This window comes from Nitratireductor alexandrii, from assembly GCF_004000215.1.
In the GTDB taxonomy this organism is placed as follows: Bacteria; Pseudomonadota; Alphaproteobacteria; order Rhizobiales; family Rhizobiaceae; genus Mangrovimarina; species Mangrovimarina alexandrii.
This window is the reverse complement of sequence record NZ_RBVY01000005.1, coordinates 257056-282011: the sequence shown is the minus strand read 5'-3', so window position 1 is coordinate 282011 and position 24956 is coordinate 257056. Positions and strand designations below refer to the sequence as shown.

27 protein-coding genes are annotated in these 24956 nt (G+C 66.1%); 22 read left to right on the top strand and 5 right to left on the bottom strand.

What is annotated here, in order from left to right; translation table 11 throughout:
- Positions 1 to 74: 74 nt before the first annotated feature.
- The 4 genes from hflK (at position 75) to EP380_RS13530 (ending at position 3912) form a co-directional block, all read left to right on the top strand.
- Positions 75 to 1157, top strand: coding sequence for an FtsH protease activity modulator HflK (hflK, locus tag EP380_RS13545; protein ID WP_127598976.1), 1083 nt, complete (start codon positions 75 to 77; stop codon positions 1155 to 1157).
- On the top strand, positions 1157 to 2116 hold the full coding sequence (gene hflC / locus EP380_RS13540) for a protease modulator HflC (protein WP_106571596.1): 960 nt from the start codon (positions 1157 to 1159) through the stop codon (positions 2114 to 2116). Before hflK ends, hflC begins: the two co-directional genes overlap by 1 nt.
- 1 nt (position 2117) lies before the next feature.
- Positions 2118 to 2303, top strand: a complete 186-nt coding sequence (locus EP380_RS13535; protein WP_106571597.1) for a DUF2065 domain-containing protein — start codon at positions 2118 to 2120, stop codon at positions 2301 to 2303.
- A gap of 121 nt (positions 2304 to 2424) precedes the next feature.
- Positions 2425 to 3912, top strand: coding sequence for a DegQ family serine endoprotease (locus EP380_RS13530; RefSeq protein WP_106571598.1), 1488 nt, complete (start codon positions 2425 to 2427; stop codon positions 3910 to 3912).
- Between the two features lie 51 nt (positions 3913 to 3963).
- On the opposite strand, the gene EP380_RS13525 is transcribed toward EP380_RS13530, so the two are convergent.
- Positions 3964 to 4527: a GNAT family N-acetyltransferase gene (locus EP380_RS13525; RefSeq protein WP_106571599.1), complete on the bottom strand. Its 564-nt coding sequence runs from the start codon at positions 4525 to 4527 to the stop codon at positions 3964 to 3966.
- A complete protein-coding gene (gene serB / locus EP380_RS13520; protein WP_106571600.1) occupies positions 4524 to 5414 on the bottom strand; it encodes a phosphoserine phosphatase SerB in 891 nt (296 codons plus the stop codon). The genes EP380_RS13525 and serB overlap by 4 nt, the downstream gene beginning before the upstream one ends.
- Here serB and miaA point away from each other — a divergent pair.
- On the top strand, positions 5413 to 6360 hold the full coding sequence (gene miaA, locus EP380_RS13515) for a tRNA (adenosine(37)-N6)-dimethylallyltransferase MiaA (RefSeq protein WP_127598975.1): 948 nt from the start codon (positions 5413 to 5415) through the stop codon (positions 6358 to 6360). The genes serB and miaA overlap by 2 nt on opposite strands.
- Before the next feature lie 112 nt (positions 6361 to 6472).
- Complete coding sequence (locus tag EP380_RS13510) at positions 6473 to 7255, top strand: GGDEF domain-containing protein (RefSeq protein ID WP_106571602.1); 783 nt, start codon at positions 6473 to 6475, stop codon at positions 7253 to 7255.
- Between the two features lie 380 nt (positions 7256 to 7635).
- Here EP380_RS13510 and EP380_RS13505 read toward each other — a convergent pair whose 3' ends face one another.
- Complete coding sequence (locus tag EP380_RS13505; RefSeq protein WP_127599109.1) at positions 7636 to 9516, bottom strand: ATP-binding protein; 1881 nt, start codon at positions 9514 to 9516, stop codon at positions 7636 to 7638.
- A 350-nt stretch (positions 9517 to 9866) separates the two neighbouring features.
- Between EP380_RS13505 and EP380_RS13495 the strand changes: the two genes are divergently transcribed.
- The 8 genes from EP380_RS13495 (at position 9867) to EP380_RS13460 (ending at position 16623) form a co-directional block, all read left to right on the top strand.
- On the top strand, positions 9867 to 11654 hold the full coding sequence (locus tag EP380_RS13495; RefSeq protein WP_106571605.1) for an acetolactate synthase 3 large subunit: 1788 nt from the start codon (positions 9867 to 9869) through the stop codon (positions 11652 to 11654).
- A 96-nt stretch (positions 11655 to 11750) separates the two neighbouring features.
- Complete coding sequence (gene ilvN, locus EP380_RS13490) at positions 11751 to 12326, top strand: acetolactate synthase small subunit (RefSeq protein ID WP_106571606.1); 576 nt, start codon at positions 11751 to 11753, stop codon at positions 12324 to 12326.
- Positions 12327 to 12531: 205 nt separating this feature from the next.
- Positions 12532 to 13125: a LysE family translocator gene (locus EP380_RS13485; RefSeq protein WP_106571607.1), complete on the top strand. Its 594-nt coding sequence runs from the start codon at positions 12532 to 12534 to the stop codon at positions 13123 to 13125.
- A 51-nt stretch (positions 13126 to 13176) separates the two neighbouring features.
- Positions 13177 to 13788 (top strand): nitrile hydratase subunit alpha, encoded by a 612-nt coding sequence (gene nthA / locus EP380_RS13480; protein ID WP_106571831.1) that lies wholly within the window; start codon positions 13177 to 13179, stop codon positions 13786 to 13788.
- Entirely contained in the window at positions 13785 to 14453 is a 669-nt protein-coding gene (gene nthB, locus EP380_RS13475) for a nitrile hydratase subunit beta (RefSeq protein ID WP_127598974.1), read from the top strand. The genes nthA and nthB overlap by 4 nt, the downstream gene beginning before the upstream one ends.
- Complete coding sequence (locus tag EP380_RS13470) at positions 14443 to 14769, top strand: nitrile hydratase accessory protein (RefSeq protein WP_106571609.1); 327 nt, start codon at positions 14443 to 14445, stop codon at positions 14767 to 14769. Before nthB ends, EP380_RS13470 begins: the two co-directional genes overlap by 11 nt.
- Positions 14770 to 14894: 125 nt before the next feature.
- Positions 14895 to 15371 carry a hypothetical protein gene (locus tag EP380_RS13465; protein ID WP_238719861.1) on the top strand — a complete coding sequence of 159 codons (477 nt, stop codon included), beginning with the start codon at positions 14895 to 14897 and terminating at the stop codon, positions 15369 to 15371.
- Positions 15372 to 15495: 124 nt separating this feature from the next.
- Positions 15496 to 16623 carry an ATP-dependent DNA helicase gene (locus EP380_RS13460; RefSeq protein WP_127598972.1) on the top strand — a complete coding sequence of 376 codons (1128 nt, stop codon included), beginning with the start codon at positions 15496 to 15498 and terminating at the stop codon, positions 16621 to 16623.
- Between the two features lie 14 nt (positions 16624 to 16637).
- On the opposite strand, the gene EP380_RS13455 is transcribed toward EP380_RS13460, so the two are convergent.
- Positions 16638 to 17039, bottom strand: a complete 402-nt coding sequence (locus EP380_RS13455) for a SpoIIAA family protein (RefSeq protein ID WP_106571612.1) — start codon at positions 17037 to 17039, stop codon at positions 16638 to 16640.
- Between the two features lie 114 nt (positions 17040 to 17153).
- Here EP380_RS13455 and EP380_RS13450 point away from each other — a divergent pair, with 114 nt between their 5' ends.
- The 6 genes from EP380_RS13450 to EP380_RS13425 all read left to right on the top strand — a co-directional run bounded on the left by EP380_RS13450 (position 17154) and on the right by EP380_RS13425 (position 22233).
- The gene (locus tag EP380_RS13450) at positions 17154 to 17903 is read left to right on the top strand and encodes a pyridoxine 5'-phosphate synthase (RefSeq protein WP_106571613.1); all 750 of its coding nucleotides are present in this window, start codon (positions 17154 to 17156) and stop codon (positions 17901 to 17903) included.
- 80 nt (positions 17904 to 17983) lie between these two features.
- The gene (locus EP380_RS13445) at positions 17984 to 18562 is read left to right on the top strand and encodes a transglycosylase SLT domain-containing protein (RefSeq protein WP_106571614.1); all 579 of its coding nucleotides are present in this window, start codon (positions 17984 to 17986) and stop codon (positions 18560 to 18562) included.
- A gap of 211 nt (positions 18563 to 18773) precedes the next feature.
- Positions 18774 to 19994, top strand: coding sequence for an FAD-dependent oxidoreductase (locus EP380_RS13440; protein WP_127598971.1), 1221 nt, complete (start codon positions 18774 to 18776; stop codon positions 19992 to 19994).
- An 87-nt stretch (positions 19995 to 20081) separates the two neighbouring features.
- Entirely contained in the window at positions 20082 to 20762 is a 681-nt protein-coding gene (locus EP380_RS13435; protein ID WP_106571616.1) for a TetR/AcrR family transcriptional regulator C-terminal domain-containing protein, read from the top strand.
- 2 nt (positions 20763 to 20764) lie between these two features.
- A complete protein-coding gene (gene ilvC, locus EP380_RS13430; RefSeq protein WP_238719860.1) occupies positions 20765 to 21784 on the top strand; it encodes a ketol-acid reductoisomerase in 1020 nt (339 codons plus the stop codon).
- 158 nt (positions 21785 to 21942) lie between these two features.
- A complete protein-coding gene (locus EP380_RS13425; protein WP_106571618.1) occupies positions 21943 to 22233 on the top strand; it encodes a PilZ domain-containing protein in 291 nt (96 codons plus the stop codon).
- A gap of 146 nt (positions 22234 to 22379) precedes the next feature.
- On the opposite strand, the gene EP380_RS13420 is transcribed toward EP380_RS13425, so the two are convergent.
- Positions 22380 to 22895, bottom strand: coding sequence for a BA14K family protein (locus EP380_RS13420; protein ID WP_238719859.1), 516 nt, complete (start codon positions 22893 to 22895; stop codon positions 22380 to 22382).
- A 179-nt stretch (positions 22896 to 23074) separates the two neighbouring features.
- On the opposite strand from EP380_RS13420, the gene EP380_RS13415 reads away from it, so the two are divergent.
- Complete coding sequence (locus tag EP380_RS13415; protein ID WP_106571619.1) at positions 23075 to 24187, top strand: endonuclease/exonuclease/phosphatase family protein; 1113 nt, start codon at positions 23075 to 23077, stop codon at positions 24185 to 24187.
- A gap of 63 nt (positions 24188 to 24250) precedes the next feature.
- Positions 24251 to 24901, top strand: coding sequence for a GntR family transcriptional regulator (locus EP380_RS13410; RefSeq protein ID WP_127598969.1), 651 nt, complete (start codon positions 24251 to 24253; stop codon positions 24899 to 24901).
- The last annotated feature ends 55 nt before the right edge of the window (positions 24902 to 24956 follow it).

Genomic DNA, 24956 nt, shown 5'->3' with positions numbered 1-24956 from the left:
TATAACTCTCGACACATGGATTCCGCCCGGCATTCAGGCCGTCGCGAAGCGGAACGCACAATGAAAGGAATTTCATGCCCTGGAGTAATCAGAGCGGAGGCGGCGGCCCTTGGGGGGGCGGCAATGGCGGTGGCCCCTGGGGCCAGGGACCGCGCGGTCCGGGTGGACCGTCCAACTCCCCCCCCGACCTTGAGGATATTATCCGACGCGGCCAGGACCGGCTGAAGCAGGCTCTGCCGGGCGGCGGCGGCTTCAGCCCCGCCATTGTCGGGCTGATCGTGGTCGGCCTGCTCGGACTGTGGGCCTTCAAGGCGATCTACACCGTCCAGCCCGACGAACTTGGCGTGGAACTGCGCTTCGGCAAGCCGAAGGACGATATTTCCGAGCCCGGCCTGCATTTCCATTGGTGGCCGATCGAGACCGTCGAAAAGGCCAACACGGCCGAAAAACTGCTCAATATCGGCGATGCGAGGGGATCGACCTCCTCCGGTCTGATGCTGTCGGGCGACCAGAACATCGTCGATGTCAGCTTTTCCGTCGCCTATCAGGTCGCCGATCCGCGCGCCTATCTGTTCAACGTGCAGAACCCGGACGACATGATCCGCCAGATCGGCGAGAGCGCGGTGCGCGAGGTCGTCGGCCGGCGGCCGGCCCAGGACGTGTTCCGCGACGATCGCCAGGGCATATCCGACAATGTGCGCAGCATCATCCAGACGACGCTCGAGGAATACGGCTCCGGCCTGGCGGTGAACGCGATCTCGATCGAGGACGCCGCGCCGCCGCGCGAGGTGGCCGACGCGTTCGACGAGGTGCAGCGCGCCGAGCAGGACGAAGACCGCTTCGTCGAGGAATCGAATCAATATTCCAACCAGCAACTCGGCCAGGCCCGCGGTGAAGCCGCCCAGATCCGGGAAGAGGCGGCCGCCTACAAGAACCGTGTCGTGCAGGAGGCGCGCGGTGAGGCCCAGCGCTTCATCTCCGTCTACGACGAATACGCCAAGGCGCCGGACGTCACCCGCAAGCGTCTGTTTCTGGAAACGATGGAACAAATCCTGAAAGGATCCAACAAGGTGATCGTCGAACAGGACAATGGCCAGGGCGTGGTGCCGTATCTGCCGCTGCCCGAACTGCAGAAGCGCGCGAGAGGAGACCAGTAATGTCGAACCGTCTTCCCATTATCGCGTTTGTGGTCGCGATCCTCGTCATTCTCGGATTTTCGTCGTTTTTCATCGTCAACGAACGCCAGCAGGCGATCGTGCTGCGCTTCGGCGAGATCGTCGAGGTGAAGACCGAACCGGGCCTCTATTTCAAACTGCCCTTCGGGTTTCTGGAGGCCGACAATGTGCAGCTGATCGAGGACCGCGTGCTGCGCTTCGATCTCGACGACATTCGCGTCCAGGTCTCGGGCGGCAAGTTCTACGAGGTCGACGCGTTCGTCGCCTACCGGATTTCCGATCCGCGCACCTTCCGCCAGACCGTGTCGGGCAGCGTGACGCTGGCCGAGCAGCGCCTGCGCACGCGTCTCGACGCAGCGCTGCGCCGGGTCTACGGCTTGCGCGGCTTCGAGGCCGCGCTTTCGGAAGAGCGCTCTTCGATGATGCGCGAGGTGCGCGACCAGTTGCGCCCGGACGCAAATTCGCTCGGCCTGGAGATCGAGGACGTGCGCATTCGCCGGACCGACCTGACCCAGGAGGTTTCGCAACAGACCTATGACCGCATGAAGGCCGAGCGCCTGGCCGAAGCCGAGCGCCTGCGTGCGCGCGGTCGCGAGGCGGCCCAGCGCATCCGCGCCCGCGCCGATCGCGAGGTGGTGGAAATCGTCGCCGAGGCACGCCGGGAATCGGAGATCCTGCGCGGTGAGGGCGAGGCGGAGCGCAACGCGATCTTCGCCGACGCCTTCGAGCGCGATCCGGAATTCTTCGAGTTCTATCGTTCGATGGCCGCCTATACGCAGGCGCTGGACAGCGAGGGCACCTCGATGGTGCTGTCGCCGAACTCGGAGTTCTTCCGCTATTTCGGTTCGGCCGCCGGCCGCGCGCCGGCGCCGGCCGAAAACGCTCCGGCCGCTCCGCGCGCCGACCGCACGACCACCGGCGCGACGCCGCCCGGCCAATAGAATGGGCGACTTCGTTGCCGCCATCGGTCTCGTCCTCGTGATCGAGGGCGTGATCTATGGCGGCTTCCCCGGTTTCGCCCGGCGGCTGGCAGCCGAAATGCGCGAGACGCCGGAACATGTTCTGCGTTATGGCGGGCTGGCGGCGGTCGCGGCCGGGGTCGCGATCGTGTGGATGGTGCGCGGGTAACGCAGGCGTTATCGATACGGCGCGCGCGAGGTCGCAAACGCGCCGTATTTTTTGGGAAGTCTCAGTCAATCGGGCGAGGGCCGCGCCGACGGTCATGCGCCGCTACCGGGAGAACGATCGCATGTCCTTGACGCGAGTTTGGCCGTCGCTGCGCACGAGCCTGATTGCGGCCGCGGCCGCTGTTTCCGTCGCCGGCGTCACCATGTCCGTGCCCCAGGCCTCAGCCCAGAACGCCGGGCCGGCCTCGGTCGCCGACCTCGCCGACGGGCTGATCGGGGCGGTGGTCAACATCTCGACCTCGCAAACGACGCGCGGCGGACGCGACGCGGTGCCGATGCCCAAATTGCCGGAAGGGTCGCCGTTCCAGGATTTCTTCGACGAGTTCTTCCGCAACCGGGAAGGCCAGGACAACCGGCCGCGCAAGGTGCAGTCGCTCGGGTCCGGCTTCGTGATCGATGCCGAAGAGGGCATCATCGTCACCAACAATCACGTGATCGCCGATGCCGACGAGATCGAGGCCAATTTCTCCGACGGCAGCAAGCTGAAGGCCGAACTGATCGGGCGCGACACCAAGACCGATCTGGCGATCCTGAAGGTCGATCCGACGAAAAAGAAACTGACCGCGGTCCCGTTCGGCGATTCGGACAAGATGCGCGTCGGCGACTGGGTGCTGGCGATCGGCAATCCGTTCGGGCTCGGCGGCTCGGTGTCGATCGGCATCGTGTCGGCCAACAACCGCGACATCAATTCCGGTCCCTATGACGACTACATCCAGACGGACGCGGCGATCAATCGCGGCAATTCGGGCGGACCGCTGTTCAACATGGCCGGGGAGGTGATCGGCATCAACACCGCCATCATCTCGCCGTCGGGCGGCTCGATCGGCATCGGTTTCTCGATCCCGGCCAAGCTCGCCGTCAACGTGATCGACCAGTTGCGCGAGTTCGGCGAGACGCGGCGCGGCTGGCTCGGCGTGCGCATCCAGCCGGTGACCGACGACATCGCCGAAAGCCTCGGCATGGCGACGGCCAAGGGCGCGCTGGTGGCCGGCATCGTCAAGGACGGCCCGGTCGACAACGGCTCCATCCAGCCCGGCGACGTGATCGTGAAGTTCGACGGCCAGGACATTATCGACATGCGCGACCTGCCGCGCATCGTCGCCGAAAGCCCTGTCGGCAAGGCGGTCGACGTGGTGATCGTGCGCAAGGGCAAGGAAAGCACGGTCGAGGTCACGCTCGGCCGGCTGGAGGACGGCGAGCAGCTCGCCTCGGCCGAGACGGGCGGCGAGGGCGACGACGGCACGGTCGCAACCGCGACGGTGCTCGGCATGACCATCGCCGAGCTCGACGACCCGGCGCGGCAGCGTTTCGAGATTTCCGAGGATGTGTCCGGTGTGGTCGTGACCGAGGTCGCGCCGGATTCGGCGGCGATGGAAAAGGGTATCGCGGCCGGAGACGTCATCACCGAAATCGCTCAGGAATCCGTTTCGACACCGCAGCAGGTGATGGACCGGATCGCCGCGCTCAAGGAACAGGGCCGCAAAAACGCGCTGTTGATGCTGGCCTCCAAGAACGGCGAATTGCGTTTCGTGACCGTGCGGATGAATTGACGCGCACGCATATGGCCGCCGGGCATGCGGCCCGCGCGGTCTGAATGCGGTCTACGGCTCGGCGCGGGCGCGCCAGGCCTCGCGGGACAGGCGGTAGAGGACGTGGCGGCGCAAGTCGGGATGGGTTTCGGGCACTTTCGGGTGGTCGAAATCCGCCTCCGGGTCGCGCCGCATGCCGATCCGCTCCATCACCGCGGTCGAGCGGGTGTTGTTCCACACCGCGAAGGACACGATCTCGTCAAGGCCGAGATCGTCGAACCCGTAGGCCAGCAGCGCCCGGGCGGCCTCGCTGGCGTAACCATTGCCCCAAAATTCCGGCGCCAGCCGCCAGCCGATCTCGAACGTTTCGGCGGGCAGGACCGGTTCGAGACCGGCCGGCTGGAGACCGGCGAAGCCGATCGGCGCGCCGGTGGCGCGCAGTTCGAGCGCCGCGAAGCCGTAGCCGTTCCTGGCGATGCCGTCGCGCAGCATGTCGAACAGCCGGTCGGCCTGCTCGCGGTCTCGGCGGAAAGGGAAAAACGCCATCACCCGATCGTCGGAATTGATCCGGAAAAACAGCTCGCGGTCGCGATCCCGCCAGTTGCGGATCAGCAGACGGGGCGTCTCCAGCCTCATGGCCGGTGGAACTCGGGCTGGCGATAGCCCTGCAGGTAGAGCAGCGCCGTCAGGTCGCCATGGTCGACGCGGATTCGGGCCTGGGCGGCGACGCTCGGCTTGGCGTGCAGCGCCACGCCCGTTCCGGCGAGCCGCAGCATGTCGAGATCGTTGGCGCCGTCGCCGACGGCGATGGCGTCGGCCGTGTCCAGGCCGAGGCGCGTGGCGATCGCCTGCAGGGCCTCGGCCTTGGCGCTGCGGCCCAGAATCGGTTCGTCGACCCTGCCGGCCAGCACGCCGTCTTCTTCGACCAGCCGGTTGGCCTGGTTCTCGTGAAAGCCGAGCATGGCGGCGACCGGCCCGGTAAACAGCGTGAAGCCGCCCGACACGAGCGCGGTGAAGGCACCGTCCCTTCGCATCGTGGCGACCAGTTCGCGGCCGCCGGGAGCGAGCGTGATGCGCTCGGCGATCACGCGCGCGACGACCTCAACCGGCAGGCCCTTGAGCAGCGCCACACGCTCGCGCAGCGCCGGCTCGAAGGCGATCTCGCCGTCCATGGCGCGCGCGGTGATCGTCTCGACCTGAGCGCGCAGGCCGACTTCGTCGGCGAGTTCGTCGATGCATTCCTGGCCGATCATGGTGGAGTCCATGTCGGCGATCAGGATTTTCTTGCGCCGGCCGGCCCGGTCCTGAACGGCGATGTCGAGCGGGTGGCCGGCGAGCGCGGCCCGCAGGCGCGCGCCGGCATCGGCCGCATCGATGTGCGCGGGCACGGCGATGTCGGCGGCGACGGCCGGCGCCAGCCACTCGACCCGGCTTGCGCCGAGAGCCGATATGGCCATAGTCGCCGCGTCCTCGCTGAGCGCGCGGGCGACGGGATTGGAAATGATTGTTGCGACCAGTGCCATGAAAAACCCTGCACCGGCCGAACGCCGGGCACCGTTGAAAAACGCGATCCTGATAGCCGGCCCGACCGCCAGCGGCAAGTCGCGGCTGGCGCTGGCGCTGGCCGAGCGCAGCGGCGGGCGGATCGTGAATGCCGATTCCATGCAGGTCTACGCGACGCTCGAACGCATCACCGCACGGCCGGACCGTGCCGCACGCGACCGGGCGCCGCACCATCTTTACGGCCATGTCGATCCGGCACGGGCCTATTCCACCGGGGCCTGGCTGCGCGATGTCGCCGCGCTCGTGGACCGATTTGGCGTCGACGGCGCCCCGTTCATCTTCGTCGGCGGGACAGGGCTTTATTTCCGCGCCCTGGAAGGCGGGCTCTCCGACATGCCCGACATTCCTGCGGCGGTTCGCCGCCGCTGGCGCGACCGCCTCGCGCGCGAGGGCAGCGCCGCGCTTCACGATGAGCTGGCGGCGCGCGACCCGGCAAGCGCGGCAAGGCTCGCGCCGGCCGACGGTCAGCGCATCGTGCGCGCGCTCGAGATTTTCGACCATACCGGCCGTCCGATCGGCGATTGGCAGGCCCGTCGGGCGCCGGCGATCGTGGAGCCGGACACGCTTCGCCGCTTCGTGCTCGAGGTCGACCGGGCGACGTTGACCCGCAGGATCGATGCGCGCTTCGACGACATGATGGCGTCCGGCGCGCTGGAGGAGGTCAGCGCGCTGGTCGCGCGCGACCTGGACCCGGACCTTCCGGCGATGAAGGCGATCGGCGTGCCCGAACTGTCGGCGGCCCTCGCCGGGGCGACGACGCTCGAGGATGCGGTTTCGCGCGCCAAGACCGCAACCCGGCGTTACGCCAAGCGCCAGGCGACCTGGTTTCGCAATCAGCTGGATTCGTCATGGACGAAAATCGCCCCGGACGTTCGGGTGGACAGAATATTTACCCCTCCCATTTAAGACACGACCAGGCCATTGCCGGCAGAGAAATTTTCACTCAAGGGTTGCAGTCATTAATACGGCCGTAAACAAAGACGTGCGAAACTCGGTTTCGGCTGGTTGGTGGTGGACGATGCGTTTCCATAAATCGGAATCGGCGTTTTTTGCCTTTATCGCCCTGATCCTCACGTCCGGGGCCTTCACGCTCGTCGCCTATGACGCGCTTGGCGGTTTCGAGGATATGGGCGGTTTCGGCGCGGCTGGGATGCGCCCGTCCCAGCTTTTGTTCGCCTCGGTGATGCTTCTGGCCGTCGCGGTATTTTTCGGCATGTTCTTCATCTACCCGCTTATCCGCACCCAGGTGAAGGAAGAAGGCAAGCTGCGCGAGATGACGGCCTCGCTCAGCGCGCGCTCCGAGACGCTGGAGCAGGCGGCGTTGACCGACGGGCTGACCGGGATGCAGAACCGGCGTTATTTCGACGATGCGCTACGCGAATATCTGCACGAGTTCCGCCGTATCGGCAAACCGATCGGCCTGATGATCCTCGATCTCGACCATTTCAAATCGGTCAACGACACCCATGGCCACGATGTCGGCGACGAGGTGCTGCGGGCGGTCGCGGGCTGCTTGCGCGATTTCACCCGCTATCACGATGTCGCGGCGCGGCTGGGCGGCGAGGAATTCGCCGTGGTGGCGCCGAACATGGACGAGGAACTGCTTACCAAGCTCGCCGAACGCATCCGCAAGGCGATCTCGGGCCTGACCGTGGTGTCGGGCAATATTCGGTTGAAGGTGACGACGAGCGTCGGCATCGCGGTGTGGGACGGCAAGGAAACGGCGGAGGACTTTTTCCGCCGCGCCGATCGCATGCTCTACCAGGCAAAACGTATGGGCCGCAACCGGGTCTGCGCCTGAGGCCGGGCGCCTCGCAGCGCCGCGCCCGACGGGCTCGTCCCGTTCCGGCGCCCGCCAAACCGCACGCCGGCCGGCAGCGAAAATATCCTTCCTGAGAAGATCGACGAACAGGTTCGCGCCGTGGCGCCGGCGGGCTTTGCGGCCTATGCCGGCGCAGATCCGGCGGCGACAAAGGGCGTGGGCGGCGGAAAAGCTGGTTTGGAAAAGGCGGCCGCCGCGCCGCGCGCGCTCGCGGCGCGGCTATGCCGGCGTTGGAGGCGTTCTGCTTTGCACGGCTTCGCAGTCCGGTCCCAACGCATTGTTGCAAGACGTTTGCGAACGGCTCGGCGGCTTCCGCTTCGCCTAAAAACGCTTGAGGGCTTGCTTGCCGGTCGGCCGGGTCAGTCGCGGATCGGGCGGTAGGTGGCGTCGCCGAAACGGCGCGCGCGGCGCGGTTCGTCGTCGAAAGCGGCAACGCCGCCGCCCCGTTGTTCGCGGTCGGCCCAGCCGCCGCTATTGGCCGCGCCGCCGGGCAGGACGCGTTTCAACACGCTGCTCGGCTCGCCGAAGAAGGCGGGATCGGCCTGCGGATCGGCGGCGTTGGCCGGCTCGGCCCGGTTGACGTGCCGCATCCGCTCGATCATCGCGGCGAGGTCAAGGTCGTCGGGCTCGGTCACCTCGCCGAAGTCGCTGTCGGCGTGGGCACCGGGAATCAGGTCGGGGCTGAGTTCCTCGAATTTCAGGCGCATCGGCGTGGCCACGCCCTCGCCGAAGGCGATCGCCTCGCGTTGTCCCATGGACGACAGAAACGACAGGGTGGAGGCCGACGAGTCGGCGATCGCGCTGCGGATGATGTCCTGATCGCGATCATTGGACAGGCGCATGGCGAACACGGTCGAGCATTGCGACAGGATGGTCGGGTCGAGTTCGCCCGGTCGCTGGGTCACGACGCCGAGATAGCAGCCATATTTGCGGCCTTCCTTGGCGATCCGGGCCAGGGCGTGGCGGGTCGGCGCGAAGCCGAGCCGCGGGTCGGACGGCATGTAGCGGTGGGCTTCCTCGCACAGCACCAGCAGTTTCAGCCGGTTCGCGCTCGCCTGGGCGAGGTCGAAGGCCAACCTTGCCAGCACCGAACAGACCGAGTTGACCACCTCCGAGGGCATGCCGGCCATCTGGAAACACATCACCGGCTTGCCGCCATGGGGTACGCGGAAGATCTTGCCGATGATGTCGCGGATGGAATCCTCGACCAGGCTCGGCGCGAACATGAACCGGTAGGACGGGTCGTTGATGATGCTTTCGAGCCGGCCGCGAAGCGAACGCAGGACGGGCCGCTCGGCCTTGGAATCGAGCAGGCCCATGCGCTCGTCGATCAGCCTGATCAGATCGTTGATGCGATAGGGCACCGGCGTGTCGGCGGTGACCGAACCATGATCGGACGAGCGCCGCAGACGCGCCGCGCCGGAGGGTTGGCTGTAGGCGAGCTTGGCCGCGGGAATAAGGTCGCGAAGCATGTCGATTTCCTCGACCACCCCGTCGCGGCCGCGAAACAAGACCTCGGTCAACTCTTCGAGCCGGAACAGCCAGAACGGCAAGTCGAGCGTCGTCTGGTCGATGCGCGCGGCCTGACTGGGGAAGGCGGCGGAGAATTCGTTGTGCGGATCGAGGATGAGAATGCGCAGATCGGGGCGTTCCTCGATCGCCTTGTGCAAGAGCAGCGACACGGCGGAGGATTTGCCGACGCCGGTCGTGCCGACGATCGCGAAATGGCGATTGAGCATGCAGTCGATCGCGATGCGCGCCGGCAGCTTGGTGTTTTGGGCGAGTTGGCCGATGGCGACCGCCCGCTTGCCGTGCATCTGGTACACGGCCTCGAGATCGCGCGACCTGATCTGGTGCGCGATCGAACCGATATTGGGATAGACGGTGATGCCGCGGTCGAAGACCGGCCGGCGGGTACCGGGCTCGTCGCGAACCTCACCGATCAGTTCGAGATGAACCGTGATCGGATTGGTGCCGGTTTCGGCCCAGATGCCCGAGGGCGTCTCGATCGAGCAGACCAGGCCGACGAGACGGGTCTGGCCGGTCGACACCGAAATCAGCTTGCCGATGTTCCACAGATCGGTCGGTGCGTCCTCGGCCGCGTCGACATAGGACGAAATGGTCGCGCGCGCGCCGTCGCACTGGATGACGCGTCCCAGCATCCGGGCGTCCGGCTGCTGGGGGTTGCGTCTTTCCTGGCTGACCGTTTCGCCGACGGCCTTGCCGTTCTCGGCATACATCATCGACACATTCCCGTACCCTCGTTGCCAGGCACGGTAGCCGTGTTGGGTTAAGGCGGGGTGTTGGGGAATGGTAGACATTTCCCTAATGGCGGGGACGGCTCGCCGATGACGGGAACGGTCGTGGACGCGTTTTCGCGTTGACGGGGGCCGAAACCGTGCCTAAAGTCCGCGCTCATGAACACACGGATCATTCTCGTAGTAGGAACGCGCATGGGCAAGGCGGTGTAACCGTCGGGCAAAAGCACCCATGCGCGATCGTCAGGCTCCTTCGGGGGCCTTTTTTATTGTCAGGATCGCCGCTAAGGAACGTGGCGGCAGCGCGCAGAAGAAGATTGGGACGAAAGACAATGGTGAACCCGAAAGACGATACCGGCCGTGCCGAGATGACGGGCGCGGAGATGGTCGCGCAGGCGCTGAAGGACAACGGCGTCGAACATATTTTCGGCTATCCCGGCGGCGCGGTGCTTCCCATCTACGACGAACTGTTCCAGCAGGAGGATATCGAGCATATCCTGGTGCGGCACGAACAGGGCGCCGGCCACGCCGCCGAGGGCTATGCGCGCTCGACGGGCAAGGCCGGCGTGATGCTTGTGACGTCCGGGCCGGGGGCGACCAACGCGGTCACGCCGCTGCAGGACGCGTTGATGGATTCCATTCCGCTGGTCTGCATCACCGGCCAGGTGCCCACGACGCTGATCGGCTCGGACGCGTTTCAGGAATGCGACACGGTCGGCATCACCCGCCCGTGCACCAAGCACAATTGGCTGGTCAAGGACGTCAACGAGCTCGCCGGCATCATCCACGAGGCGTTCCACGTCGCCACCACCGGACGGCCGGGGCCGGTCGTGGTCGACATTCCCAAGGATATCCAGTTCGCCAAGGGCATCTACACCCCGCCGCAGCAGGCGCCGCGGACGTCGTACCGGCCGCGCCTGCAAGGCGATCTGGAGGCGATCAAGGCGGCGGTGCACCTGCTTTCCGAGGCCAAGAAGCCGATCATCTATTCGGGCGGCGGCGTGGTGAATTCGGGACCCGAGGCAAGCCATTTGTTGCGCGAACTCGTCGACCTGTCCGGTTTTCCGGTCACCTCGACGCTGATGGGGCTCGGCGCCTATCCGGCCTCGGGCGAGCGCTGGCTCGGCATGCTGGGCATGCACGGCACGTTCGAGGCCAACATGGCCATGCACGATTGCGATGTCATGCTGTGCATCGGCGCCCGTTTCGACGACCGCATCACCGGGCGCCTGGACGCGTTTTCGCCCAATTCGAAGAAGATCCACATCGATATCGATCCGTCCTCGATCAACAAGAACGTTCGCGCCGACATTCCGATCCTGGGCGATGTCGGCCGGGTGCTGGAGGATGTCGTGCGGCTGTGGCGCGCGACGGTCACGCCCGACCGTGCCGCGCTCGGACCCTGGTGGGAGCAGATCGAACGCTGGCGGGCGCGCGATTCGCTGGCCTACAAGCCCAATGACGACGTCATCATGCCGCAATATGCGGTCCAGCGGCTCTACGAATTGACCAAGGACCGGGACACGTTCATCACCACCGAGGTCGGCCAGCACCAGATGTGGGCGGCGCAGCACTACGGTTTCGAGCAGCCCAATCGCTGGATGACCAGCGGCGGGCTCGGCACGATGGGCTACGGCCTGCCGGCCGCGCTGGGCGTGCAGATCGCCCATCGCGACAGCCTGGTGATCGACATCGCCGGCGACGCTTCGGTGCTGATGACGATCCAGGAGATGAGCACGGCCGTCCAGTACCAGGCGCCGATCAAGATCTTCATCCTCAACAACCAATATATGGGCATGGTCCGGCAATGGCAGCAATTGCTGCACGGCAACCGGCTGTCGCATTCCTACACGGAGGCGCTGCCGGATTTCGTCAAGCTGGCCGAGGCCTATGGCGGCCACGGCATACGCTGCGAAAAGCCCGGCGAGTTGGACGACAAGATCGAGGAGATGATCGCGGTCAAGAAACCGGTGATCTTCGACTGCCGGGTGGCCAACCTCGCCAATTGCTTTCCGATGATCCCGTCCGGCAAGGCCCATAACGAGATGTTGCTGCCCGACGAGGCGACCGACGAGGCCGTTGCCAATGCCATCGACGCCAAGGGCAGGGAACTGGTCTAGGCGCGGAGAGCCGAGGGCTCGGCCACGCGGTTCGCAAGGACGGTCGGGCGCCCGCAAGAACCCGCCCGCCACAGCGCAGAAGGAAAAAGCGCAAAGATGAACGCCCAACTCAAACCGACCGGTTCCGCCTATTTCATCGCGCGCGAGACCGAGACCCACGAAACCCGCACGCTGTCGGTGCTGGTCGACAACGAACCGGGCGTTCTGGCGCGCGTGATCGGGCTGTTTTCGGGGCGCGGCTACAATATTGACAGCCTGACCGTGTCGGAGACCGAGCACGAGCGGCACCTGTCGCGTATCACCATCGTCACCCGCGGCACGCCGCACGTGCTGGAACAGATCAAGCATCAGCTCGAGCGCATCGTGCCGGTGCACAAGGTGGTCGACCTGACCGTGGTGGCGCGCGAGCGCGGGCAGGACCGGCCGCTGGAGCGCGAATTGGCGTTGGTCAAGGTAGCCGGCGTCGGCGACCATCGGGTGGAGGCGCTGCGGCTCGCCGACGCCTTCCGCGCCCAGGTGATCGACGCCAATACCGAGCACTTCATCTTCGAGATCACCGGCAGGGTCTCCAAGATCGAGCAGTTCATCGCCATCATGCAGCCGCTCGGGCTGGTGGAGGTGTGTCGCACCGGCGTCGCCGCGCTCAACCGCGGCGCCCAGGGCATGCAGTAGGACCGGCGGGCTCGTTGTTTTTTCTCGGAGCGGACGGCTTTCCGCCGCGCCTTGCAAACCATGACGATCCCCGGGTCGTCAAAATTGTTCCCCGGACAAATTCGGAGTCGATTTTCAGGCAATTTAGGACAATAATACTGTCCTAAGTGCGTGCCCGCGGATCCTTGCATAGGCGCGGCGGGCACGGTGCAAACGGAACCGGACCATGACCGCCGACGTCTTTTTCGCCCTGCTGGTTTTCGCCTTCGTTTCCTCGATCACGCCCGGTCCGAACAATCTCATGCTTTTGGTTTCGGGCGTGAATTACGGTTTCTGGCGTACCGTGCCGCATATGCTCGGCATCGGTGCCGGGTTCGTCACATTGTTGTTGTCCGTCGGACTCGGCCTTGGCGCCGTGCTTTCCAGCTTTCCGTCTTTGCATACGGCGCTGAAATTCGCCGGCGGCGCCTATCTGCTCTATCTCGCCTGGCGGATCGCCATGTCGCGGTCGATCGATGGGGTGTCGGGTAACGGCCGGCCGATGTCCTTCCTGTCGGCGGCGGCGTTCCAATGGGTTAATCCCAAGGCCTGGGTGATGGCGGTGACGGCGATGGTGCTCTACACCAATGCGGACAGCCCCTTCGGATCGGTTTTTCTGGTCGCCGTCGCCTTCGGCCTCGTCAACGTGCCGTGCGTGTCGTCCTGGGCCGGGTTCGGGGTCGCGCTGCGACGGTTTCTGGCCGATCCGATCCGGCTGAAATGGTTCAACATCGCCATGGGACTGCTTTTGGCGGCGACGCTGTGGCCGATGCTGCGCTGATCGGCGTTGACATCTTGCCCTGAGCCGGTGCGCGCCATACTCTGCGCGATCATGGCGCACGATCACCACGACAACGAGCTCGATCCGATGACGGCGCGCGTGCGGGCGCTCGAAACCGTGCTTGCCGAAAAGGGGCTGATCGACCCGGCCGCCGTCGACGCGATCGTGGAGACCTACGAACACAAGGTCGGACCGAAAAACGGCGCGCGCGTCGTCGCCAGGGCATGGACCGATCCGGGCTTTTCTGAATGGCTCCAAAACGACGCCACCGCCGCGATCGCCTCGCTCGGTTACACCGGCCGCCAGGGCGAGCACATGCAGGCGGTGTTCAACAGTGCCGACACCCACAATCTGGTCGTGTGCACCTTGTGCTCCTGTTATCCGTGGTCGGTGCTCGGCCTGCCGCCGGTCTGGTATAAATCGCCGCCCTATCGCTCGCGGGCGGTGATCGATCCACGCGGCGTTTTGGAGGAGTTCGGGCTGAAACTGCCGGGCGAAACCGCGATCCGGGTGTGGGATTCGACCGCCGAGCTGCGCTATCTGGTCGTGCCGCTACGCCCGCCCGGCACGCAGGGCTGGGCCGAGGAGGCGCTTGCCGGCCTGGTGACGCGCGATTCCATGATCGGCACCGGGCTGGCGCTGGCGCCCGAGGCCGCACCGTGAACGGTCCGCACGACCTCGGCGGCCAGATGGGCTTCGGCGCCGTGGCGCCTGAGGTCGACGAACCGATCTTTCATGCCGAGTGGGAAAAGCGCGCGCTCGGCGTCACGCTGGCGGCCGGCGCGATGGGACACTGGACCATCGACGAAAGTCGGTACGCGCGCGAATGCCTGCATCCAGCCGACTACTACGCGTCGAGCTATTACGAAATCTGGACGAAGGCGTTGGAACGGCTGTTGGTGCGGCACGGTTTCGTCACCGAGGACGAACTGGCAGCCGGCCGGGCGCACGGCGCGGGCGCGACCCCGAAACGCGTCCTGCGGGCGGCCGACGTGCCGGGCGCGCTCGCCAGAGGCGGGCCGTGCGACCGGGCGGTCGCGGCCGCGCCGCGCTTTTCGTCCGGCGCCCGCGTGCAAACCCGTACCATGCATCCGCAGGGCCATACGCGGCTGCCGCGCTATGCGCGCGGCAAGGTGGGGGTGATCGAGGCGGTGCGTGGCGGGTTCGTCTTTCCCGACGCCAACGCGCATGGCGCGGGCGAGGCGCCGCAGCATCTCTACACGGTCGTGTTTTCGGCACGCGAATTGTGGGGCGAGGCGGCGGACGCGACGCTGTCGGTGTCGATCGACGCCTGGGAAAGCTATCTGGAGCCGGCCGATGAGCCATGAGGACGGCGCCTTCGCCGAACCCTGGCAGGCCGAGGCCTTCGCGCTGGCGCTCGCCCTGCAGGACAAGGGGCTGGTCTCGCCGGGCGAATGGGCCGCCGCGCTCGGTCGCGAGCGCGCGCGCGCCGGCGTTGCCGCCGACGGCAGCGACTATTACCATGGCGTGGTCGCCGCGCTCGAGGCGTTGCTCGCCGAAAAGGGGCTTGCCGACCGCGCCCGGCTTGCCGAATTGGCGGCCGCCTGGCGCCGCGCGGCCCGCGCGACACCGCACGGCGCGCCGATCAAGCTGGAAAACGACCCTCGCGGCTACGCCGGCTGAGCGGCCTCGCGCCGGCCCGCCCGTTATGCGCCGGTACGAGCGATCGGCTTGGCGATAGACGCAATCAGGCTGGCGCAGGCCGCGGGCGCGCGGCCTATGCTATACTGGGTTTCATGATCCGGCATGTGACCGTTTTACGCGTCCTGGCGGCAACGGCGACGATCCTCGTCCTGCTGCTTGCCGTCGGCTGGCTGACACGCGAGGATCCTTCCTCGAAGCCCTATCTGAAGATCCTCGGCAGCGGTTTCATGTTCAATTACCGTGTCGCCGACGTCTATTACGGCTTTACCGCGCTGGTGCAGCGCCCGCTGCCCACCGGCTCGATCATCGAGGCGACGTTCGAGGACCCCGCCGGCGGCGCCGGCCACGTGGTGCGCACGCGCGTCGGCACCGACACGGCGCGCTATTCGCTGCGCTCGCCGCCGGTGCGCGGTGTTGAGAAGGACAAGCCCTACCGGGTGGCGATCCGGGTTTTGGACCGCGAGGCGCGCGCCGTGCTGTGGCGCGACAGCCTGAGCGTGCGCTCGCAGATCAGCGACGCGGTCGTGCCGGACAGGCCGCTGACGATCGGGCCGGGTTATGCGCGCAACCCGCTCCGGTGAGACATCGCCGCGAAATTCGAGCGTTTCGATCGCCGGATGTCTTTGGCAGGCCGGGCCGGCTCGGCGGTGACGGGGCGCGTCGAGCGCCCTTGCGCAAGGGGCGCGAATCCTGTCTTTCGGTGCCATGCAATTTTCTCCCCAACAGGACGAGGCGCTGAAGGCGGTATCGCGCTGGCTCAAGGAGGGCCGGCCGCAAATCTTTCGGCTGTTCGGGTATGCCGGCACCGGCAAGACGACGCTTGCGCGCCATTTCGCCGAACATGTCGACGGCTCGGTGCAGTTCGCCGCCTTCACCGGCAAGGCCGCCCAGGTTCTGCGCGCCAAGGGCGCCACCAATGCGCGCACCATTCATTCGCTGATCTACCGGCCGCGCGGCGAGGAGGCGATCGCCGACGAGACGACCGGCAAGACCTCGATGTCGCCGACCTTCTCGCTCAACCGGCAAAGCCCGGTGGCGCGCGCCAAGCTGATCGTCATCGACGAGTGCTCGATGGTCGACGAGCAATTGGGGCGCGATCTTTTGACCTTCGGCACGCCGGTGCTGGTTCTGGGCGATCCGGCGCAGTTGCCGCCGATTTCGGGCGGCGGCTTCTTCACCGAGCACGAGCCCGATTTTTTGCTGACCGAAATCCACCGCCAGGCGCGCGACAATCCGATCATCCGGCTGGCGCTCGACGTGCGCGAGGGCCGCGAGTTCATGAAGGGCGATTTCGGCGCCGCCCAGGTGATCGGCCGCGAGGATGTCGACCAGGAGTTGGTTCTGTCCGCCGACCAGGTGCTTGTGGGCACCAACCGCACGCGGCGGCGCTACAACCAGCGCCTGCGCGAATTGAAGGGGTTTTCCGGGCCGCTGCCGCAGGCCGGCGACAAGCTGGTGTGTCTGAGAAACGATCCGGCCAAGGGCCTGCTCAACGGCTCTTTGTGGAAGGTGATGACGGCTTCGAAGGAAACGGTGAAGCCCGGCATCAACCTTCTGGTGTCGCCGGAGGAGGACGATCCCGACCGGGGCGTGTCCAAGATCAAGCTGTTGAAAGCCGCCTTCGAGACGCCCGACGCCGACATTGCCTGGCAGCAGAAAAAGCGCTTCGACGATTTCGACTACGGCTACGCGCTCACCGTGCACAAGGCGCAGGGCTCGCAATGGGACGAGGTCGTGCTGTTCGACGAGAGCTATGCGTTCCGCGACACCCGCCAGCGCTGGCTTTACACCGCGATCACCCGCGCCGCCGAGCGGCTGACCATCGTGCGGTGAATGGCGGCCGGCCGTTATCCTTCGGCCGGCTCGGCGTCCAGCCATGCCCAGGCCTCGGCTTCCCGGTCGGCCTCGAAATGGCGCATCTCCATCGACATGAACGGCTTGAAGACCGTCATCATGGTGGCGATCCAGGCCGGTCCGCCGACGACGGCATATTTGCGGATATGCCGCAGCGCGTGGGTCTTGCCGATCATGGTCGATTCCTTAAAGGCCGCGCTCCAGTCGAAACCCTCATAGGCGGACATGCGCACCAGGAGGTCGATCTTGTCGTGAATTTCGTAGGCCCCTTCGAGCAAGCCGTACATGTTTTCGATGTCCGGCGCGGTGACATGGCCGGTGACGTCGAAGGCGTAGGCGTCGTCGCGGGTGGTGTCGATGCGCTTGATGGTGGGCGGGTTTTCGTTGACGAGCATGATGTTGATCCTCGTTTGCCGTTGTGCTGTCCATAAAATGAACGGCGTTTGGTCCTGTGCGTTCCGGCAAAAGCGACTATACATCGTCGCGTTGGAAAATTCCGCGAGTCAGCCATGCCGGCAAAACTGTCCGTAAACCTCAACGCCATCGCGATGCTGCGCAACCGGCGCGACCTGCCATGGCCGAGCGTGACGGGTCTCGGTCGCATCGCGCTGGCGGCGGGCGCGGGCGGGCTGACCGTGCATCCGCGCCCCGATCAGCGCCATATACGCTTCACCGACGTGCCACAGATCCGGGCGCTGATCGACGACGAGTTTCCCGACCGCGAATTCAACATCGAGGGATATCCGACGCAGGATTTCCTCGATCTGGTGGAGAAGGCGGAACCCGAGCAGGTGACGCTGGTGCCGGACGACCCCGAGCAGGCGACCTCCGATCACGGCTGGGATTTCGTCGTCAATGGCGACATTCTGCGCGCCATCGTCGCGCGGCTGAAGGCGAACGGGGCGCGGGTGTCGCTGTTTTGCGACCCCGATGCCTCGCAGGGCCAGATCGCCGCGGCCCGGGCGACGGGCGCCGACCGGGTCGAATTCTATACCGGGCCCTACGGCGCCTGCTACGACGATTCCAAAAAGGCGGCCAAAGAGCTGGAAAAGCTCAAAGAAACCGCGTTGCTCGCAAAAGATGCCGGGCTCGGCGTCAATGCCGGCCACGATTTGACGGTCGCCAATCTGCCGGCGCTGGCGCGGGCGATTCCGCATTTGGCGGAAGTCTCGATCGGCCAGGGCCTGACCGCCGACGCGCTCGAACACGGCATGGCCGAGACGGTGAGGCGGTTCCTGCGCGCCTGCGCGGGCCAGTAGCAGCGCGCGGGACCCGCAATTCGGTCAGAATTTATTAGGATTTTAGCGATTACATCCTCGTCAGAGCACGAGGATTTGTTATTCGTACCGTCGTCGCCATCGTCTTGTTGATCGCGCTCGCAGGTTGTGGGTCCACGCCGCGCGGCATCAACAATGTGTGCACCGTCTTCGACCAGAAGGACGGCTGGTTCGGCAATTGGTACCGGGCGGCCAAAAAGACGGAGCGCGAATACGGCGTTCCGGCGTCGGTTCTGATGGCGACCATCCGCATCGAGTCCGGTTTCGATTCCGATGCGCGGCCGCCGCGCAAGAAACTGCTCGGGATCATTCCCTGGAAGCGCAAATCGACCGCCTACGGCTATTCGCAGGCGCTCGACGGCACCTGGCAGGGATATAAGCGCGAGACCGGCCGCTGGCGGGCGAGCCGAACCGATTTCGCCGACGCGATCCACTTCGTGGGCTGGTATCACTATAACAGCCATCGCAAGAACGGCATCGCGCTCAACGACGCCTACAGTCTCTATCTGGCTTATTATGCCGGTCAGGCCGGCTATGCGCGCGGCGTGTGGCGGGGCAATGCCGGCATGCAGAAATCCGCCCGCAAGGCCGCCAACATGGCCAATTCCTATGCCAGGCAGATGCGTCAATGCGGACGCTAGGCTTTCGCACCTGAAAGCCGGACGGGTTTTCAAGCCAAGGCATCCACGGATATCCCAAGCGCTCATCACGGTACCGTCTGGCGGGGCCGTGCCGAAACGCCGTGGCCGGTCGACCCGGCGCGGGCCGCGCGAATGACGGCCGCGCGGCCTTTCGCTTGTCAGGGCCGCGCCCGGCGTGCCATTTCGTGGTCGAACGGGGGATTTCGACCATATGGACATCGCGATCGCCGGAGCTGGCCCGGCCGGGCTCGCCGCGGCGCTTTTTCTCGACCGGGCCGGGCACCGGGTGACGGTTTTCGAGCGTTTCGAGGCAGCGCAGCCATTGGGCTCGGGACTGATCCTGCAGCCGACCGGGCTGACGGTACTGGCCGCGCTCGGCCTTCTCGACGCGATCGTGCCGCGCGGCAGCCGCATCGAGCGGCTGCACGGCAGCGACGCGCGGTCGGGGCGCACGGTGCTGGATGTGCGCTACGCGGCGTGGCGCGGCGGCCGCTTCGGCCTGTCCGTGCACCGCGCCGCCCTGTTCGACGTGTTGTTCGACGCGGTCAGGGCGGCCGATATCGGCGTGGAAACGGGCACCGAGATCGAGGCGCTCGACGTGACGGGGGCGCGGCCGCGGATCGTCACCGCGACCGGGCGTCTGTTCGGCCCGTTCGATCTCGTCGTCGATGCCAGCGGCGCGCGCTCGAAGCTGAAGCGGCATGCGCGCCGGCCGTGCGAGCCGCGGCCGCTCGCCTATGGCGCGTTCTGGGCTTCGCTCGACTGGCGCGGCGACGGTTTCGACCCGCACGCGCTGGTGCAGCGCTACGACAAGGCCAGCGTGATGATCGGCGTTCTGCCGATCGGCCGACCAAGGCCGGACGGCGAGGCGCAGGCGGCGTTTTTCTGGAGCCTGAAACCGGCGCAGGCGGCCGCGGTTCGCACGGCCGGACTGGAGGCCTGGAAAGGGCGGGTCGAACGGCTCTGGCCCGAAACGCGGGCCTATCTCGACCAGATCGCGGATTTCGACCAGCTCACCCTGGCGCGCTATGGGCACCATACGCTCAAGGTTCCGGCCGGGCGCGGGCTGGCGGTGATCGGCGATGCCGCGCACTCGACCAGCCCGCAACTGGGGCAGGGCGCCAATATGGCGCTGCTCGACGCGGCCGCGCTGGCGCACGCATTGGACAGGGCGCGCGACGTGGCGGCGGCCCTCGATGCCTATTGCGCGATGCGACGCTGGCACGTGCGCACGTTCCAGGCATTGTCGGCGGCCCTGACGCCGTTTTACCAGTCCGACTCCGCGGTGATGCCATTCGTGCGCGACCGGCTTGTGGCCACGCTCGCCCATATCCCGCCCGTGCCGCAGATCTTGGCGGCGATGGTGGCCGGCACGCTGGCCGCCCCGTTTCGCCCGATCGGGCTTCGCGAGATCGACTGGCGCGCCATATAGGCCTTGCATGGCGTGGGGGCAAAGCGCTATGACGACCGAACCGTAACGTACGGTACACCGCTGGGCGGTTTACCGCCGGAGACAGAGTTGCAGGTCGCGCACGAGACAGAACGGCTGGAAACGCTCACCCCGCGCCAGGGCGAAGTGCTGGACGCGGTGCTCGCGCTTCTGGTGGAAGGCCGCGACGCGCTTACCATGAGCGCGGTGGCGCGGCGGGCGAGCTGCTCGAAGGAAACGCTCTACAAATGGTTCGGCGACCGCGACGGGCTGTTGACGGCGACCGTGCGCTGGCAGGCGGCGAAGGTGCGCACGGGCAGCTATGAGCGCCAGCGGCTCGATGCGGCGGCCTTGCGCGAAAGCCTGGAGGATTTCGCCGCCACCTGGCTGCGCGTCATTTCCTCGAAAAGCTCGATCGCGCTCAACCGGGTGGCGATTTCGCATGCCGGGTCCGGCAAGAGCAATCTCGGCCGGATCGTGCTGGCCAATGGCCGTTTTGCCATCGGCGAAAGGCTGAAACCCGTTTTGGAAGCCGGACGCGCGGCCGGGCTGCTTGCCTTCGACGACGCCGAAACCGCCTTCCGCAGCTTTTTCGGCCTGGTGGGCCGTGACGTTCAGATCCGACTTCTGCTCGGCGACCGGCTGGGCATGAGCGAGAGCGAGATCGCCCGCGACGCCGCATCGGCGACGCGGCAGTTCTTGGCTCTCTACGCAGCAAAACCGGCGCCGGAATCCGGTGCCGCCGGAACGCAAACCCAGGAAAGGAAATGATTATGCGTGTCTATTACGATCGCGACGCCGATCTCAATCTCATCAAGGGCAAGAAGGTCGCCATTATCGGCTATGGCTCGCAGGGCAGGGCGCACGCGCTCAACCTGAAGGATTCGGGCGCCAAGGAGATCGCGATCGGCCTGAAGGAAGGCTCGGCGACCGCCAAGAAAGTCGAGGCCGACGGGCTGAAGGTGATGAGCGTGGCCGAGGTCGCCAAATGGGCCGACCTGATGATGATGGCCACGCCCGACGAATTGCAGGCCGACATCTACAAGAACGAGATCGCGCCGAATATCCGCGACGGCGCCGCGATCGCCTTCGCCCACGGCCTGAACGTGCATTTCGGCCTGATCGAGCCGAAGGCGAGCGTCGACGTGCTGATGATCGCGCCGAAGGGCCCGGGCCATACGGTGCGCGGCGAATACCAGAAGGGCGGCGGCGTGCCGTGCCTGGTGGCGGTGCATCAGGACCCGTCCGGCAACGCGCTCGACCTGGCGTTGTCCTACGCATGCGGCGTCGGCGGCGGCCGCTCGGGCATTATCGAGACCAATTTCCGCGAGGAGTGCGAGACCGACCTGTTCGGCGAGCAGGTGGTGTTGTGCGGCGGCCTAGTCGAACTGATCCGGGCCGGCTTCGAAACGCTGGTGGAAGCCGGCTACGCGCCCGAAATGGCCTATTTCGAGTGCCTGCACGAGGTCAAGCTGATCGTCGACCTGATCTACGAGGGCGGCATCGCCAACATGAACTACTCGATCTCCAACACCGCCGAATGGGGCGAATATGTCTCCGGGCCGCGCATCATCACCGCCGAGACCAAGGCGGAGATGAAGCGGGTGCTCAACGACATCCAGACCGGCAAGTTCACCTCGGAATGGATGCAGGAATACCGTTCGGGCGCGGCGCGCTTCAAGGGTATCCGCCGCATGAATGACGACCATCCGATCGAACAGGTCGGCGAGAAGCTGCGCGGCATGATGCCGTGGATTTCGGCCAACAAGCTGGTCGACAAGGCCAAGAACTAACGGGTGGGCCTGCCGCCGGTTGCGGCCGGGCGGGCCTTCGCAGAAACTGCAAAAAAGCACAGGCGCCGGCCTTCTGGTCCGGCGCCTGTGCCGTTTCGGCACACTCATCGTGGCACGAAATTCGCTTCGAGAGCCCCATCAATGCGAGGAGGCTCGACATGATGCCGATTACCAAGAAGTCGATCGCCATCGATGGCCGCATTTTCCCCGACCGTCGCCGCGAACTGCGCCATCGGGTTTTGAAAGGCGCGAAGCTCACCTTCAACAACGGCTACGGCGCGAGCGAATGCGTGGTGCGCAACCTGTCGGAACGGGGCGCGAAACTCGCCTTCGGCGACACGCTCGGTGTGCCGCGCCGGTTCCGGCTGCACATTGCCGGCGAGACCATCACCCACGAAGCCGATGTGTGCTGGCGCGGCATCGGCGAGATCGGCGTGCGCTTCACATAACAAAAACAGGCGCATGCCAGGCTGGCCGGCCGCGGCGTGGGGCGGGCCGGCCAGCCGTAATGCCGGGCCGCTCCCGGTCTTGCCGCGAAACGCAAAACGCCGCCCCGAAGGGCGGCGCTTGGGATCCGGCCGTCGGCCGGGCCGGTTCAGCTATAAGGCGACACGCATTGGCGCCGCCGGCCGTGATAAGGCTGAAACGTGTTGTCGCGCACCCGATACGACCGGTAGCGGTCGAAACACCACTGGATATGGGCGTTCGAAAGGCCGCGATGCCGCTTGTAATAACGGCGCGGCTGCACGTGGCGCCGCGGCGGATAGGCATCGTAAAGCAGCCCGGGCACGTTGAGATAGATCCGCGGTCCGCCGTGGCGATAGATGCGCCGATTGTGACGACGATCATAACGGCGCTTGTAGACGCGGCGATCGCGGAAATCGCGATCCCTGTAGACATGGCGGCGCTTCGCCCGGCGGTCGAAATAGACGCCGCCGCCGCGATTGATGATCGTTGGGCAATCGGTCGAGCCGCCGGCGCAGCCGATCGCGGTCAGACCGCCGCCGTGGCGCCAGATGCGCTCGCCGGCCGAAGCCGAATTGGTGCTCATCGACAGCGCGCCGACGACAAGCGCCGCGCACCAAACGAAGAGCGGAAAGATTCTGGACATTGTCGAGCCTCCTTGCGCAGTTGTCTTCCCGCGCCCACGGGGCCCAGAAAGCCGTAGCAAACACTCCTACTAGCCAATCCTACCTGAACTAGGGATGAACGGAAGCTTTTCAACCGCTGCGCGCGCAAGCGTGATCGCTGCCTTGTTATTTGCGGTGGGGGCGGGCAAATATGCCGCCCATGTCCGTGCGCGTCGCCAGTTTCAATATCGAGAACCTGATGAACAGGTTCGATTTTTCCGGGTATCGCAACGAGCTTTGGCAGGACAGGGCCGTGGCGCTGTTCGACATCAAGGACGAGGCCGAATATCGCGAGGTCGAGCGGGCGCGCGCGATCGCGCATACCGACGACGCCCGCCAACTGTCCGCGCTTGCCATCGCCGAAACCGGCGCGGACATCCTCTGTCTCCAGGAAGTCGACAATCTCGACGCGCTGAAGGCGTTCGAATACGGCTACCTGTTCAAGATGGTCGGGCGCGGCTATCGCCACAAATACATGACGGCCGGCAATGACGGCCGCGGTATCGACGTCGCGGTGATGATGCGGCCGGAAACCAGGCACGGCCAGCCGATCGAATTCGTCGCCATGACGAGCCATGCCCACGTTACCTTCGAGGATTTCGACCTGCATACGCCCGAACTGGCGGAGCTGGGCATCGAACCGTTTGCCCGCATCTTCCGCCGCGACTGCCTGGAGGTCGACGTGCTGGTCGACGGGCAGCCTCTGACCATCTACACGGTTCATTTCAAGTCGATGGGCACGCCGCGCAACGGCCTGTCGGGCCGGGATGCAAGCATGCCGGTGCGGATTGCCGAGGCCCGCGCGGTGCGCCGCATCATCCAGGAACGCTTCGGGGCCGGCGAGGCGGCGGACAAGCGGTGGGTGATTTGCGGCGACATGAACGACTACCAGGAACGGGTCGTCATCAGCGGCGACCGGTTTTCCGGCTACGACTTCACGCCGGTGCGCGAAGCGTTTTCCAGCGTCGATCTTTTGACCGAGGACGGTTTCAGCATCAATCCGGTCGAGCGGCGGCCCGAACTGGATCGCTGGACGCTCTATCACACGCGCGGGCCGCAGGAGCGCCATCTGTGCCAGCTCGACTACATCTTGCTGTCGCCGGCGCTGGCGCGCGGCAATGCCAAGGCCGTGCCCGACATCATCCGCGCCGGGCAGCCGTTCCGGACGCTGTTTCCGCCCGGCCAGGCGGTGGAGCGCTATCCGCGCATCGGCTGGGACCGGCCGAAGGCATCCGACCATTGTCCGATTGCGATCACGCTGGACCTGGTGTGAAGCCGGCGGCGCCCGCCTGCGGCACACTCGACGGGGCGTCTTGTTGGCATTATCTATAATCCCATGTCGCGTCACAAATCAGAACCCGTTGCCGCGCGGATCGGCCGCGAACTCGCCGAGCGCATCATCTCCGGCCGGATCGGCGCCGGCGCGCGGCTGCGGCAGGACCAAATCGCCGATGAGTTCGGCGCCAGCCATGTGCCGGTACGGGAAGCCTTCCGGCGCCTCGAAGCGCAGGGGCTGGTGGAAAGCGAGCCGCACCGGGGCGTTCGGGTAGCGGGCTTCAGCCTGGAGGAGGTGCGCGAGGTCGCCGCGATGCGCGCCGCGCTCGAGGTGCTCGCCTTGCGCAACGCCGCGCCGCATCTGACCAAGGCCATTCTGGACCAGGCCGAGGAGGCCACGCGCGCCGGCGATCAGGCGGGCGACGTGCAGGCCTGGGAAGACGCCAACCGCGCCTTCCACCGGCTGATCATCACGCCCTGCGGCATGCCGCGCCTGCTGCGGACCATCGACGATCTGCATATCGCCAGCGCCCGCTTCCTGTTTTCGGGCTGGCGGGCGGAGTGGGAAACGCCGACGGATCGCGATCACAGGGCCATCCTCGCGGCACTGCGTGCGGGTGACATCGATGCCGCCACGGCCGTGCTTGCGCGGCATGTGCAGTGGATCGGAAAAAAACCGGAACGGCCGGGCGCCGTCGGCGCAGGGCGATAGGGCGCGCCAGAAAACCAGGCGGCACAAAGACGGGTCGCGGATTGCCGAATCGGGT